Raw genomic sequence first — 15,025 nt, 5'->3', positions numbered from 1 at the left:
CCCGCCGTTCCCCGCGTTTTCCATGAGCAGGAATGAATTACATTGACACGAATTGTATAAATTCGCGGATTGCATTGCGTACATACGTCCTGCATTATTTGTTATTAATTCAACGCATCCCTGTTAATGGACGAAAAACTGGCCCTCGTATACCGGTATTTCCAGCTGCTTGAAAAATTTTCAGCAGATCCGACCGAGTTTGCCAATATTTTTCACCCGGGCGTTATTCAGACAGAATATCCCAACCTGTTGTCAGCCGAAGTCAAACAAAGAAACTTCGAATTGATGCTCGACAGTATGGCCACGAATAAACTGATCCTGAAATCCCAGCACTACAGCGTGCTGAAAGCTGTCCAGAATGGTAATACCCTCGTGGTAGAAGCCACATGGACCGGAGAAATAGGCGTGGATGCCGGCAAATACAGAAGGGGACAGGTGATGAAAGCATTCATCTGCACAGTAATAGAATTCCGCGAAGGAAAAATATACCGGCAGCGTAATTACGGCTGCTATGAACATTAAAGCCAGATATCATGAAAATATTATTATCCATTCTCACCGCCTCCTGCCTGCTCTTTGCGTGTAACCCTACCCGTAATGACGCCAGGGTGAATAAAGATGCCTACGATGTGATCACCGAAAAAAGTTATGTATACCGGGAATTCAAACCGGCAGCCAGCGCGGAAATGGACTCCGTCCTGCGGTTACGCAAAGAAATCACCGACTACCTCGATCAACAGGGCTTTAAACCACATATCGCGGGTAAAGACAGCCTGTTGTTCCATCGGGTCAACGGCCTCGAGGTCATGATCGAAATGCCGGCGCCACAAGACGCCTGGTCTATGAACACCATCATTGTATTTGATCCGGTGAAAAACCCGTTATTCGTAAATTTACACAAGGGCACCGCCCAGGTTGAAAACTATATTAAAGCAAAATAATCCGTTAGCAGTTTGCCAGTAAAACAGAACATCAGGTTAACCGTAGACGCGGTCGTATTCGGATATATCCCCAGGGAAGGCATCGTGGTGTTGTTGATCAAACGCACGATAGACCCTTATCTGCACAGCTGGGCGCTGCCCGGCGGCTTTGTGCTGGACGATGAATCCCTGGAAACGGCCGTCACCCGCGAACTGCTGACCGAAGCCGGCGTTAATATCAACTACCTCGAGCAACTGTATACCTTCGGCCTGCCAGGCCGCGATCCCAGAGGCAGAGTGGTATCTGTGGCCTACTTCGGCCTGGTAAATCCCACCAACTTCAAACTGGCCGCCAGCTCCGACGCTGAAGACGCCTCCTGGTTCAATATCAAGGACCTGCCGTCACTGGCCTTCGACCACGCCACCATTATCGATGTGGCCGTGCAAAGACTCCGGAATAAAATCCGCTACGAACCCATCGGCTTTGAACTGCTGGATAAAAAGTTCCCCATCGCCGACCTGGAAAAACTATATGAAACACTGCTGGACCGGCCCATCGACCGCCGGAACTTCCAGAAAAAAATAAACCACCTCGGTATCCTGATCGCTCACAACGAAAAACAAAAACAGGTGTCGCAGGGACGCCCCGCCAAACTTTTCAGCTTCAATGAAGAACAATATTTTAAGCTGAAAAAAGAAGGAATGGCCTTCGAGATTTAGGGATTTTTTGATGCTCGATTTTTTGATTTCGTGCTGTCGATTTGTTACATACATGTTCGGGTATGGAAAGGGAGTGTTCCGTCATATACATGATGCGGTCACCCATCATCCCTAAAAAATGGTCACCGCTAAAAACAAGAGATCAAAATAGTTATTAATCTAACTTATTAAAAATCAATCGATTAAAATATTTTGTGTATTTTTTACAAAAAATATTTTGTCGATATCAATTCCCTTTATACATTTGTGTAACAAATACACAAAATAGCTCGGATATGCAAACAACAAAGCCCACAGGAGTTATTATCGCCCGGTTTCAAACGCCTTCTCTGCACGAAGGACATCTTGAACTGATCCGGCAGGTGAAAATGAAACACAACCGTGTACTGATCATCCTCGGCGTAAGTCCGGTAAAAGGCAGTCGTAAAAACCCGCTCGACTACTACACCCGCGAACGCATGATCAAACAACAGTTCCCCGAAATCATTATTCTCCCCCTGAGTGATCAGAAATACGATGCCATCTGGTCTAAAAAACTGGACGAACTGCTGCACAATAATTTCCCGCATGAAACCTTCGTGCTGTATGGCAGCCGTGACAGCTTCATGGGAACGTATTCCGGTCGATACCCTACAGAAGCATTGCCGCCGGTAAAAGACTACAACGCCACGGCCATGCGGGAAGCCTTGTCCGACAAGGTGTTTGACACCGAAGAATTCCGCGCCGGCATCATCTACAATACCTATAACCTCTTCCCCGCGGTATATGCCACCGTAGACATCGCCCTGTTTAAAAACAATAAACAACAGCTGCTGGTAGGCCGCAAGCCCAACGAAAATACCTGGCGACTGCCAGGCGGATTCTCCGACCCTACCGATGAAAGCTTCGAAACAGCCGCTGCAAGGGAACTCCGGGAAGAATGCGGCAGCATCGAAACCAGCGCCATGGAGTATGTGGCATCTGTGAAAATAGATGACTGGCGCTACCGCTCTGAAACAAATAAAATCATCACCACTTTGTTCGCCACCGACCTCCTTTACGGTGAACCTGCGGCAGGCGACGATCTGGCCGATGTAAAATGGATAACGGTAACGGATATACCGGAACTGATAAAAAACCAGGAACTCGCTGACACACACCTTCCATTATTTCAACACCTGGTTGACAAATACACTAAATAAGAAGACGTAAAAACTTACTACTATGACAAAGGAAAATCTCATCCTCCTGGCCGATGCTTACAAATATTCCCACCATAAATTATACATCCCCGGCACACAACATATCTACTCTTACCTGGAAAGCCGCGGCGGCAAATTCGATGAAACAGTATTCTACGGCTTACAATATTTCCTGAAAGAATACCTGCAAGGCATCGTCTTCACCAAAGAAAAACTGGACGATGCGGCAACCACCCTCCGGGAAGTATTCGGCCGCGATGATGTGTTTGACCGCAGCCGCTTTGAATACATTATCAACAAACACGGTGGTAAGCTGCCCGTCCGCATCAAAGCCGTGCCTGAAGGAACGGCGGTGCCTGTACGAAATGTGCTCATGACCATCGAAAATACCGATCCGGAATGCTACTGGCTGACCAACTTCCTCGAGACCCTGCTGATGCAGGTTTGGTACCCCTGCACCGTAGCTTCCGTGTCCAGAGAAATCAAAAAAGTCGTTAAACGTTATTATGATGATACAGCCAGTGCGGCGGCTTTCGCAGGCATCGACTTTGTCCTGAACGACTTTGGCTTCCGGGGCGCCAGTTCTGTAGAAAGTGCTGGCATTGGCGGCAGCGCCCACCTGGTCAACTTCTCCGGCAGCGACACCATCGCAGGTTCTATTTTCGCGAAACGCTACTACGACGCTCCTACCGCCCCCGGCCTCTCTATCCCTGCTACGGAACACTCCATCGTCACCATGCTGGGAGAGCCCGGAGAGCTGGAAATCTTCAAACATGTGCTCAACACATTCCCTACCGGCACTATTGCCTGTGTATCCGACTCCTACAATATCTTCCGCGCCTGTGAAGAATACTGGGGCACCGAACTGAAAGAACAGATCCTGAACCGTCAGGGCACCCTCGTTATCCGCCCCGACAGCGGCGATCCGGTACAAACCCTGCTGCGGGTATTCGATATCCTGATGAACAAATTTGGTTTCACCGTCAACGAAAAGGGATACAAGGTATTACCGCCACAGGTACGTGTGATCCAGGGCGACGGCATCAGCTACTCTTCTATCCCCGGCATCTTCGAAGCCCTGAAAAAAGCCGGTATCAGCGCCGAAAACCTGGTGCTCGGCATGGGTGGCGCACTCCTTCAGCGCGTTAACCGCGACACACAGGAATTTGCGTTGAAATGCTCCTACGCAGAAGTAAACGGTAAAGGTATCAACGTACAGAAAATGCCGGTGGAAATGGACGCCAGCGGCCAATTACAAACTTCCTTCAAGAAATCTAAAGCCGGCAAACTGAAACTGGTGAAAGAAAACGGCGCCTTCAAAACTGTTGGCCTCGACGAAGCACCAGCGCTGGAAGACCTCCTCGAAACCGTTTTCGAAAACGGAGAAGTCACCAGGACATGGTCTTTCGACACCGTTCGCAAAGCAGCCGCTTTATAATATGACTCTTATTTCCTCCAGTAAGGTTACCCCATTCCACAGCCCGGGACTCAGCCCCCGGGCTTTTTTCCGGAAATCCATTAACTTCACCATATGTACTTACTCATACCCGGACGCCACCACCTGTTGACCGACTTTCAGTTCAAATACCTGAACCGCCTGATCAAATGCAGCCTGGAAGGCGAAAAAGACGTATATGGACAACCGTTAGCTGCTGCTCCCGTGGAAGGGCTCATCTTCGCTGTCACTTCCGCTAACCATCTGGGCACCAAACGCAACCCGGTACCTTTCTACCTCCGCGCCATGGTGATACAGGAATTCTCCAACTCCCTCGATGTGCCGGCCTACGTGTATGGCATCGATGATGTGGGCGTTATCCACGACTTTGCGGAATATACGATCAAAACCATCCGGCACTCCAGCGAAGGCGCCCATAGCCTCACACCCCAAAATACCGTGGTCATCTGCTCTACCAGCGTTCGCGAGATGTACATGAAACAGGGATTCCGTATCCTGACGGCAGAATGGGACCCGGCCACCCACCAGTTCACACAGCCCATGCCGTGGGACCTCGTTAACCTCATCGCACAAACCGGCGACTGGCGCAAGAACCCTACCGTACTGGAACAGGTGCATCCTGCAGCCTTTAAAATCTGGTCGTTGTATGGAGTAGGAGAGAAAGTACAGCAAATACTGAAAGATCCTATCATCGGGGCTGATGGCGATCTCACCGCCACCCGCGATTATAACGTATACGTTAAACAGATGGACGATATCGCGGCCCTTAAATACCGCGAAACCGCTCCCTATATACAACCCGGCAATATCGGCGATATCGGCTGCGCAGCCGGCTCATGGATAAAAATTGCCTGCGAAGATGATCGCCTGCATGAATGCGACTTCTATGGTATCGAAGTGTCGCGTCACCTCTATGACATCTGCCTGCAACGCAAACACAACGGCGAGTTCGCCAACCCATCCGTGTTTTTTGCACAGAAAAATGCCGTGACCAGCCTCGTGTTTGAACCAGGCAGCATGAATACCATCCACACGTCTTCTTTAACACATGAAATAGAATCTTATGGCAGCAGAAAAGACCTGTTAGCGTTTATCCTAAACCGTTATCAGGAACTGGTGCCCGGCGGCGTATGGATCAACCGCGATGTGGTAGGGCCGGAAAACAGAACAGAGACCGTGCTCCTGTGGCTCAACGAAGCAGATGGCGCCAACAACCTGCCCATACCGGAAAACCCGACTACACAGTCATTGGCCACCTGGCTCGGACAGCTGTCCACCAAAGCATTGTTCATCCGTTTTGCACAAGACTTCCGCCATGAGGAAGGCTATCGCCTGCCGCACGAATGGGTGACCATCGACGGTACCACTTACTGCAAACTGTCCATGCAGGACGCCTGCGAATTCCTCTTCAAAAAAGACTATCACGATAACTGGCTCAGCGAAATGCACGAGACCTTCTGCTTCTGGAATTACAACGACTGGAAACAGGCGCTGGAAGAGGCAGGGCTGCGATTGGACAACCTCTCGCACACCTACCGTAACGAATGGATTGTACAGAACAGGCTGGAAGGGAAAACCCAATTGTTCCGCCTCAATGAGAGCGGTCAACCGGAACCGATGCCGTTCCCGGCTTCCCACCTGTTATTACTGGCACGTAAGTAGCTTCCGTTTCTTCCGGCGACCATATCTCCAGAATATTGTCGAGCATTACCGGTACCAGCAGCTGATGCCATTTGTCCAGCGCAATATCAGCGGGGGAGTGTGTTATCAAAAGAGAAGCTTCCGTTCCTTTGCTCAGGTTATAGACATGCAGCGTGCCATACTTCGGTCCGGATTTCAGTTTAATCGCCGGTATCCAGTCTGACACGGCCAGATGGTTGCTGTCCAACTGAACAATCCCGTCCAACAAACCGGTGGGGGAATTCATGACTGGTTCAAATACCTCTCCGTTAACATTCAGCTTTCTGTGCCAGAGCAGCCCTTTTCCGTTCATATCAGGGCCCATGGAACACACGTATAATTCGTCGGTCAGTTTATTATACAGCACCCCGTTGGCCGCAGGAATGTTTCCCAAATGTCTCATTGTAACAGCATAAGGGTTTACCAGCCACACATCTCCCTTAAATGAATCTGTCATTACCAGCAGGCTGTCATTCGCCGGAGCAATGTCATTCAGCATACCGGCTTTGCCTTCCAGATTAAAATCAAAAACCTTTTTACGGCTCTTAATATCATACCCTTTGAGATGATCGATATCTGTTACATACAGCGTATGACCAATGATAGTGAGGCCTTTCGGAGCGTGCAGGGTATCGCTGAAATAGCGGGAAGACTTGATCTTACTGCCTTTGACAAAGGCGATGGCGCCATTGCCGTCTTTTGCCGCAGGGTCCGGGACGTAGCCCATCTGCGATACAAAATAGCCACCTTTCCAGGCCACTACGCTTTCGGGAGAAAGCAGGCCCTTAACGGTTCGACGGCTGGTGACCTGCGCAAGGGAAACAGTGGTTGCCAGTATGCCTGCCAGTAACAGAAGGATAGATCTTTTCATGCGTATAGGTTTATCCTTCAAAAATAAATACCAGTCCTGCGCTGCTAATTGTAGTCAACCGCATACAATCCAACTGTTCCGTCTACACGAAACAGGGAAACCGGAGGCCGGTTTCCCTGTTTGTTATTTACTGGTGAGAAAGTAAAGGCAGCTTTTTCAGCGGCCATATCTCCAGACTATTATCCAGCATGACGGGTATCAACAAGGCATGGTTGCGCTTATCCAGCGCAATATCAGCAGGGGAGTGTATGACCTTTATGCTGTGGGATGTTCCGGCCTTCAGGTCGTACACTTGTAACAGCCCTTCTTTCGGCCCATTCACCGTTATCCAGTCAGACATCACCAGATGGGTGGCATCCAGCTGAACAATGCCGTCAAACAAGCCGGCAGGGGAGTTCTTTACCGGCTCGAAAACATCTCCGATAACGTCTACCCGCCGGTGATACAGGTGTCCTGTGCCGTTCATTTCCGGCCCCATAGAACACACATACAACTGGTCTGTAGCTTCATCATACGTCACCCCGTTGGCAACAACAATATTGCCCAACAGCTTTACCTCCGCCGTGCGGGGATTCACCAATAGTATATCACCTGTAAAACAGTCGCTGACGACCAACAGACTGTCATGCACCACGGTAAGGTCATTGAGTTGGCGGTTTTTACCTTCGGGGATAAGGTCAAAGACCTTTTCCCGGCTGTCGATATCATACCCTTTGAGATGGTCTATATCAGCCACGTACAGGGTATGACCGATTATTTCCAGGCCTTTGGGAGCATTCAGGGTGTCATTAAAATAGCGGGGCGACTGCACTTTGCCGGATTTTACCCAGGCAATGCTGCCATCACCATCTTTGACGAAGGGATCTGGCTTAGGGCCTATCTGTGATACAAAATAACCATCTTTCCAGGCCACCACACTTTCTGGTGTGGCCAGGCCGGCAATGGTCTGTTGTGCGTAAATGGTTGTAGAGGCCAACATACCAGCCAGTAAAAGGGGGAGCATTCTTTTCATGCGAATAGTTTAGGCTGTAAAAATAAACAGCCGTCCCGCGCCGATAGTTGTACCTAACAAAGTATTACTTATGAATATCAAAGCACCGGGAAAAAGAAAGCCGGAGTATGAATACTCCGGCCATTACCTAAACCTACAACTGTTACACTGTTAGTAACATATCTTCTATATCAATTAGTTATTGTGAATTTCGTTTAGCGGAACTTCTTCATAAGAAGCCACCATCCGTTGTCTGATATAACGTTTGGTAGACAGTTTGCCGATGCCGAATTTAGCCATGATCTTATCTACCACCATGTATACCACGGGCACCACAATCAGGGTAAGGAACATGGAGCTGATCAAACCACCGATGATAACCCATGCCAGACCATTTTTGGTAGAAGCCACCCCACCGGTAGCCAACGCAATCGGCAACATACCGATCACCATCGCGATGGTGGTCATCAGGATTGGTCTCAAACGTGCGTTGTTGGCGTGTATCAGCGCATCAAAGGTACTTTGGCCCTGCTCTTTCATCTGGTTGGTAAAGTCCACCAGAATGATCGCATTCTTCGCCACCAGACCGATCAACATGATCATACCCAGGATGGTAAAGATGTTGAGCGTATTGTTGGTCAGCGCCAGTGCCAGCAAGGCGCCGATGATCGCCAGCGGAATAGAGAACAGCACCACAAACGGATAGATGTAGTTGTCATACAACGCCACCATGATCAGGTATACCATCACGATGGAGATCAACAATGCCGCACCCAGGGTACCAAAGGAATCGCCCTGATTTTCCGCGTCACCGCCAAATACGAAGTTGATGCCGGTTGGTTTTTCCATCTTCGCCAGTTTAGCGGCAAACTCCTGTGTTACCGTACCCGAAGGGCGTCCCATTACCTGTGACTGTACAGACACGGAAGTGTTTTTATCCCTTCTTTCCAGATGGCTGGGACCGGAGCCTTCCGTCACGGTCGCAAACTGCGACAGTTTGATCAGCTGGCCTTTGTCGTTCACCATCTGAATGTTGGCCACGTCCTGCAGGTTCTTCTTATTGAAATCGTCGAAACGGATGTTGATATCATATTCATAATCACCCTGACGGAACTTCACTTTGGAATCATCAGCCGTACCACTGAAAGCGGTCTGCATGGTACCACCCACCATATCGAGGGTGAGGCCCAGTGCGGCCATCTTATCACGGTCCACCTGTACGTTGATCTCCGGGTTACCTTCTTCCACAGACAGTTTCACCTCACTGGTACCGCTGATGGTTTTCAGCGTGTCCATGGCTTTTTTCGCGAAGTTCATCACACTGTCCATTTCACTGCCCATTACCACCAGTTCAACCGGAGCTCTTTCTGCCGTACCCATGATGCTCACATCGGTTGTTTTCACTTTCACACCCGGTAGGAGCGCTTTCAGCTCTTTCTTCATTTTGGCAGCATAGATATCAGCTGCGTCCTTACGTTTTTCCAGCGGCACCATGATCACGGTGATCTCCGATTTGTACGCAGTAGATTGAGAAGTACCAAAACCATCTTCACTGGTCTGACCTACCGTAGTGATCAGTCTTTCTATTTCCGGTTTTTTATTGAGATACTGTTCCGCTATACGGGTAGCCTGGTTAGATTGCTGTACAGACGCGTCTTTCGGCATTTCCAGCATCACGATAAACTGACCGCGGTCACCTTTCGGGATAAACTCACCACCGATATATCCTTTGCCAATCAGCATGAAAGAAGCGAACAGCAGGCCCACAGATGCGATCAGCGTGATGGCTTTGTGTGCCAGCGCCCATCTGAGGATACCGGTCATCCACATGGTAAAACGATGTAATTGTTTTTCAAACCACAGGATGAATTTCTCGAAGATATTTTTTCCGGTGATGTGTTCCAGTTTACCGAAACGGGAAGACAGCAGCGGCACGATCATGAAGGAAGACAACAAGCTGAGCATGGTAGAGATCATCACCACCACACAGAACTCACGCAGGATCTTCGACACCAGCTCGTTGGTCAGGGAGATCGGCAGGAACACCACCACAATTACCAGCGTAATGGAAGTAACGGTAAAGCCTATCTCTTTTACACCATCAAACGCCGCGCGTACACGGTTTTTACCCATCTCCATGTGACGGTAAATATTTTCCAGTACCACAATGGCGTCATCCACGAGGATACCTACCACCAGCGACAGACCGAGCAGTGACATGAGGTTGAGGGAGAAACCCATCAGTTTCATACCAATGAACGTAGCGATCAGAGAGGCGGGGATGGAGATCATCACGAAGATGGCACTACGAATACTGTGTAAGAACAGCAGCATCACTACCGCCACAAGGATTACCGCCAGCACCAGGTCATGTATCACCGAGTCGGCAGATTCCAGCGTAAAGTCGGAAGAGTCGTTGGCCACCAGTATTTTCAGGTCGTTGGCGGCGTAGTCTTTTTCCACGTTGGCAATAGCCTTTTTCATTTCCTCACTCACCGTCACCGCGTTGGCGTCCGTTTGTTTCTGTACCTGAAGGGCAATCGCATTTACGCCGTCTACACGGGCAATACGTTCCGCATCTTTCTGGGCATCCTGTACGTCGGCCACGTCCTGCAGGCGGACCTGCGTGCCTTCAGCCGTGGTTTTCAGCACGAGGTTACGCAGCTGGTCCACGTTTTTATATTTACCGGCCAAACGGATCAGGATCTGGTCATTGGCCGTTTTTACCTTACCGGTAGGGAAGTCCATGTTCGCATTGGTAACCGCCTGACGTACCTGCAGCACGGACATGTTGTAAGCCTGCAGTTTGTCGGGGTTTACGTTGACCTGTATTTCACGTTCCTGACCACCGATCAGCGAAACCTGCGCCACACCTGGCAGGCGGGACAGCAACGGTTGCAGTTTCTTATCTACCAGGTCATAGAACTTTTTATCGTCCATTTTAGCGGTGGCAGACAGCGTCATGATCGGCAGGTCATCGAGCGAGAACTTATTGAGGGATGGTGGTTTCGCATCTCCCGGAAGGTCGGCCAGAATGGCGTTTACCTTACGTTGTGCATCCTGGAGCGCGATATCCACATTCGCATCGTTGTTCAGCTCTACGGTGATCACGGAAAGGCTTTCGGAAGATTTGGAGGTAATCTTCTTGATCTTTTCCATGGAAGCGATCGCGTCTTCTATTTTTTTAGTGATGGTACTTTCCACCTCATTCGGTGAAGCACCGGGGTATACCGTCGCAATGGTAACGATCGGGGAGCTAAACTTGGGCAGCAGCTCATAGTTCAGCGATTTATAACTCATGACGCCCAGCAGCGTGAGGATGGTAAATACCACCACCACAATCGTGGGCCTTTTTATGGAAACTTCAGTAATCTTCATGTTGCAAGAATTGGTTCACGCTTATTTATTGCCACCCTGTACTACTACTGGTGTACCATCTGTAAGGTTGATCTGACCGCTGGTGATCACGGTATCGCCTTCGTTGAGGCCTCCCCGTATTTCCACCTGGTCGCCGATGATCTGGCCGGCTATCACTTTGCGTTTTTTAGCTACTTTACCTTCCATCACATATATCTGATTGCTGTTCACACCGCCAATGAAGGCTGTGCGGGCAATAAAGATGGTTTTTGCGGCCGTAGGTGCTTCAAAGTGAGCAGTACCATACATTCCGGCTTTCAGTTCTTTACCACTTACGTTGCCCACTTCCATTTCAACAGGATAGTTGAGGGAGTTATCACCTTTCGCCGCGATGAAGGTGATGGTACCTTCGTAGCTGGCTTCAGGGAATACATTGGACGTTACTTTCACTTTCTGTCCTTTCTTCAGGGTGACTACCTGAGATTCCGGTACCGCCACGGCCAGTTTCAGCCTGGACACATCTACGATATCAAACATCTTGGTGCCGGGGGAGAGGTAAGCGCCCTGCTCCACATATTTTTTGTTGATCACACCGGAGATAGGTGCTTTCACATAAGTATCGCTCACATGACGGCTGGCAGCTTCATATCTTGTTTTGGCAATGTCATACTGCAGCTTCACATCGTCTACCTGTTTCTGGGTAACGCCACCGGTTTTAAAAGCCGCTTCATATCTTTCTTTGTCCACTCTCAGTTGATCGAGATTGGCTTTTGCAGAAGAGAGGTCGGTGTTCACGATCTGACCGTCGATATAGGCGATGGCCTGGCCTTGTTTTACCACGCTGCCTTCATCTACCAGCAGGCGGGTAATGCGGCCGGAGGTTTCGGCGAGGTAAGACAGTTCGCGGATAGGAGCGAAGTTACCATTAGCCAGGAAGCCCTGGGAGAAATCGTTGGTAGATACCCGTTGTATCAGTACCGGTACATCACCGCTGTTGCTTTCTTTTACAAATTCCGTTTTCGCTTCATTGGCTTTTTTATTGGCGTTAAGCTTCCACATGATCAGTACCACTGCACCTACTGTTACCAAGCCCCAGATAATAAACTTTTTCATCTGCAATAATTTGTGTGTTTATATCCGCCACAGTTGCGGTCTATCGTTTTATTCGTTGTATGTGATTAGTTCAGCAGCTCTTTCAGGACACCTTTGCTTTTGATGATATCCAGTTCGGCCATTTTATATTGAAGCAGTGCTTCGTTGTAGCTGTTTTGTGCATCCGTGAGGGATGTTTCTGCGTTGAGCAGGTCTGTCAGGCTGGCGAGGCCCAGTTTGTAGTTATTCTGGGTAGAATAGTACACTTCGTTGGCCAGGTCTACGTTCTCCTTCTGGGTGTGGATGGTAGACAAATTGGTGCGTACCTGCAGTTTGGCATTTTCGTAGTCTGTGTTCAGGTTGAGCGCTATTTCTTCTTTCTGTTTAGACAGCTGGCGCAGGGCTACGTTAGCCTGGCTCACTTTCGCGCGGCGGCCGAAACCATCGAAGATGGGGATGTGCAGAGACAGGCCCACGGCTGCGGCGCCATACCAGAAGGTAGCGTTGGCAGGATCATTTTTAGAAAAAAGGAACTGCTGGCTCATACCGTTGTAGGAATAACGACCGAAGAGAGAGAGCGTTGGGTAGTACTCTGCCAGGTAGGCTTTCTTCTGGAATTCCTGCAACTGTTGCTGCTTCTGTATCAATTTGAATTCGGTCCTGTTTTCCAGGTTCATATCATCGTATTGCAATACGCCGGCAGCTTTGGTTTCAATCTCTTTCAGCGAAGCGCGCGGAATGGTAAAGCTGGACTGCATCGGCATGCCCATCACCCGTTTCAGGTTGTTGGCCTGTGTAGCGGCATTGTTGAGCAGCTGGGTGAGTTGCGTTTTGTAATTGGTCAGGTTTACTTTGATACGGTCCAGGTCAATTTTTTTGGCGAGGCCGTTTTCGTATTGTGACTGCGTGGCGTTCACCAGCTGGGTAAGCTTTTCGATGTTGCTGTTCACGGTAACGATTTTCTCCTGTAATACCAGCAGCTGGTAGTAGAGGCCGGACACGTTATAGATCACATCTTCCGTAGATTTCTGCGTTTGCAGGGTGTAATATTCTTCACCGGCTTTAGCAGCTTTCAGGCCGGTAAAAACTGCCTGATTAAAGATCTGCTGGTTCAGCTCTGCGCCTACCGCGGCGGTGTATTGCGTACCGAAAGCGATGGTCAGCGAGCTGTCCGGCTTACCGATAACAGTACCGGGCAGGAGCGACTTGGGCAGCTTCAGGTTATCCGTGTAGTTGGCATTACCGGTGATCTGTGGAAGCGCCTGAGCGCGTACTTCCTGTGTTTTGAACTTACCCATTTCCTCTTCCATCCTTGTTCTGGAGAGTTGCTGGTTGTTATTCAGTGCAAACTTCAGCGCTTCCTGTAGTGTCAGTGGCGCCTGAGCGTAGGCATGCAATCCCCCTATCCCCATTAAGAGGATAAGCGTTAACTTTAATCGCTTCATACGTTGATAGTTATTCTTCTTCTTTGATTTGCAGATACTGGTTTACCAGCTTATGGCCTTTGATAGTGGCAATGCCCAGTATAAAATGTGCAGTGATTTGTTCCATCACGGCTGGCATATCGAATGTCTCCGGTGGGTACTGAAGCTGATCGAAAGCCGCATCCAGCTGCAGCTGGCGCATACGGGCAATCACATTCAGATCGAGGCTTTGCCGGTAAAGGCCTTCCGACATGCCTCTTTTCAGATTTTCTGTAATGCCTGACAGGATACAGTCCCGTTGGAAATCTTCAATATTTCTCCAGGTGTCCGGATGATATTTTTGTAGTTCAAACAACATGACCGGGTTAAACGATCTGGCCATATTGGTAATGTACTTCATGTTGCGGACCAGCTCATCGATAGCATTTTCCGCGTTGGCGTGCGTTTCCCTGAAAAATGTGCTGTGCGTGTCCAGGAGCTGTTGCATGCCTTCGTCGATCAGCGATTGTTTATCGGAAAAATGTTCATATACCGTCTTCTTGGACATGCCGCAATCGCGGGCAATGTCAAACATCGTTACTCCTTTTACGCCGTATGTCCGGAACAGTTTTAGCGCCACTTCTTTGATTCTTTCCCTCGCTGCCATGATCTTTTTTCTTTATGCTTTCATCGCGTTAATGAAAAAGTCCACTAACAATTTCTGTTTCTCTATTACCAGTTCAAATGTTTTTTCGTCCAGTTCTTCGTCGTTGGAAAAGTGGTCGGGTACGGAAAACCGAAGCCCAACAATGGCTTGTACCAATAGGTCGGCTGTTTGTTCCGGATTGTCTACTTTAAATTCGCCGGAAGCCACACCCGCTTTGATCACCTGAGTCGTTAGCCCTATTTCAATCTGTTTGGCTCTTTTCACGCCTTCCTGAAAAACAGTAGGACCGTCTTTCTGTATTTTAAAGATCTCCAGCCGGCAGAATTTACTGATGAATCCTTTTTTAACATCAATGATGTCGTGTAAAGCTTTCGCCGCCGATGTAATGTTAGTGGCGACCTTATGCATCTCTGCAAAATAGATCTCCGCTATTTTCTCCAGCACGGCCAAATGCATCGCCTTTTTGTCCGGAAAGTAATAATACAGGGATGCCTTGGAGCAATGAAGATCATCCGCGATCTCATTCATCGTGGTCTTACCTGCGCCATAATGAGTAAAACGCTTCAGAGCCGCCTCAAGGATCTTATCCCTCATTTCGTCTTTATTCTCTGTATGCATTAACTTTTTGACTTTTTTAGTTTCAAGGTCAAAATTAGGAAGTTTTTTCAATATAGAAGAGGCGCCGGT

Annotated in this window: 13 protein-coding genes; 6 read left to right on the top strand and 7 right to left on the bottom strand. The window is 49.0% G+C overall.

Annotated elements, in window-relative coordinates:
* Window positions 1-126 precede the first annotated feature (126 nt).
* From ICL55_RS11670 to ICL55_RS11645, 6 genes are all read left to right on the top strand, one after another.
* Window positions 127-522, top strand: a complete 396-nt coding sequence (locus tag ICL55_RS11670; RefSeq protein WP_188097211.1) for a nuclear transport factor 2 family protein — start codon at window positions 127-129, stop codon at window positions 520-522.
* An 11-nt stretch (window positions 523-533) separates the two neighbouring features.
* Window positions 534-941, top strand: a complete 408-nt coding sequence (locus ICL55_RS11665) for a hypothetical protein (protein WP_188097209.1) — start codon at window positions 534-536, stop codon at window positions 939-941.
* A gap of 12 nt (window positions 942-953) precedes the next feature.
* Complete coding sequence (locus ICL55_RS11660; RefSeq protein WP_188097208.1) at window positions 954-1,640, top strand: NUDIX hydrolase; 687 nt, start codon at window positions 954-956, stop codon at window positions 1,638-1,640.
* Window positions 1,641-1,915: 275 nt separating this feature from the next.
* Complete coding sequence (locus ICL55_RS11655) at window positions 1,916-2,821, top strand: NUDIX domain-containing protein (RefSeq protein WP_188097206.1); 906 nt, start codon at window positions 1,916-1,918, stop codon at window positions 2,819-2,821.
* A 22-nt stretch (window positions 2,822-2,843) separates the two neighbouring features.
* Window positions 2,844-4,259: a nicotinate phosphoribosyltransferase gene (locus ICL55_RS11650; protein ID WP_188097204.1), complete on the top strand. Its 1,416-nt coding sequence runs from the start codon at window positions 2,844-2,846 to the stop codon at window positions 4,257-4,259.
* A 93-nt stretch (window positions 4,260-4,352) separates the two neighbouring features.
* Complete coding sequence (locus ICL55_RS11645) at window positions 4,353-5,939, top strand: class I SAM-dependent methyltransferase (RefSeq protein ID WP_188097202.1); 1,587 nt, start codon at window positions 4,353-4,355, stop codon at window positions 5,937-5,939.
* Here the strand turns inward: ICL55_RS11645 and ICL55_RS11640 are convergent.
* The 7 genes from ICL55_RS11640 to ICL55_RS11610 form a co-directional block, all read right to left on the bottom strand.
* Window positions 5,869-6,828 (bottom strand): hypothetical protein, encoded by a 960-nt coding sequence (locus tag ICL55_RS11640; RefSeq protein ID WP_188097200.1) that lies wholly within the window; start codon window positions 6,826-6,828, stop codon window positions 5,869-5,871. The two genes, ICL55_RS11645 and ICL55_RS11640, sit on opposite strands and share 71 nt — an antisense overlap.
* A gap of 127 nt (window positions 6,829-6,955) precedes the next feature.
* On the bottom strand, window positions 6,956-7,840 hold the full coding sequence (locus ICL55_RS11635; protein ID WP_188097198.1) for an SMP-30/gluconolactonase/LRE family protein: 885 nt from the start codon (window positions 7,838-7,840) through the stop codon (window positions 6,956-6,958).
* 174 nt (window positions 7,841-8,014) lie between these two features.
* The gene (locus ICL55_RS11630) at window positions 8,015-11,197 is read right to left on the bottom strand and encodes an efflux RND transporter permease subunit (protein ID WP_188097196.1); all 3,183 of its coding nucleotides are present in this window, start codon (window positions 11,195-11,197) and stop codon (window positions 8,015-8,017) included.
* A 21-nt stretch (window positions 11,198-11,218) separates the two neighbouring features.
* Window positions 11,219-12,289, bottom strand: coding sequence for an efflux RND transporter periplasmic adaptor subunit (locus ICL55_RS11625; RefSeq protein WP_188097194.1), 1,071 nt, complete (start codon window positions 12,287-12,289; stop codon window positions 11,219-11,221).
* Window positions 12,290-12,354: 65 nt separating this feature from the next.
* Window positions 12,355-13,713, bottom strand: coding sequence for a TolC family protein (locus ICL55_RS11620; protein ID WP_188097192.1), 1,359 nt, complete (start codon window positions 13,711-13,713; stop codon window positions 12,355-12,357).
* Window positions 13,714-13,723: 10 nt separating this feature from the next.
* Entirely contained in the window at window positions 13,724-14,338 is a 615-nt protein-coding gene (locus ICL55_RS11615) for a TetR/AcrR family transcriptional regulator (protein ID WP_188097190.1), read from the bottom strand.
* A gap of 12 nt (window positions 14,339-14,350) precedes the next feature.
* Window positions 14,351-14,956, bottom strand: a complete 606-nt coding sequence (locus ICL55_RS11610) for a TetR/AcrR family transcriptional regulator (RefSeq protein WP_188097189.1) — start codon at window positions 14,954-14,956, stop codon at window positions 14,351-14,353.
* Window positions 14,957-15,025 lie beyond the last annotated feature (69 nt).

This window comes from Chitinophaga varians, assembly GCF_014529945.1.
GTDB lineage: Bacteria > Bacteroidota > Bacteroidia > Chitinophagales > Chitinophagaceae > Chitinophaga > Chitinophaga varians.
The sequence above is the reverse complement of the archived record's forward strand: the minus strand, read 5'-3'. Positions and strand labels throughout refer to the sequence as shown.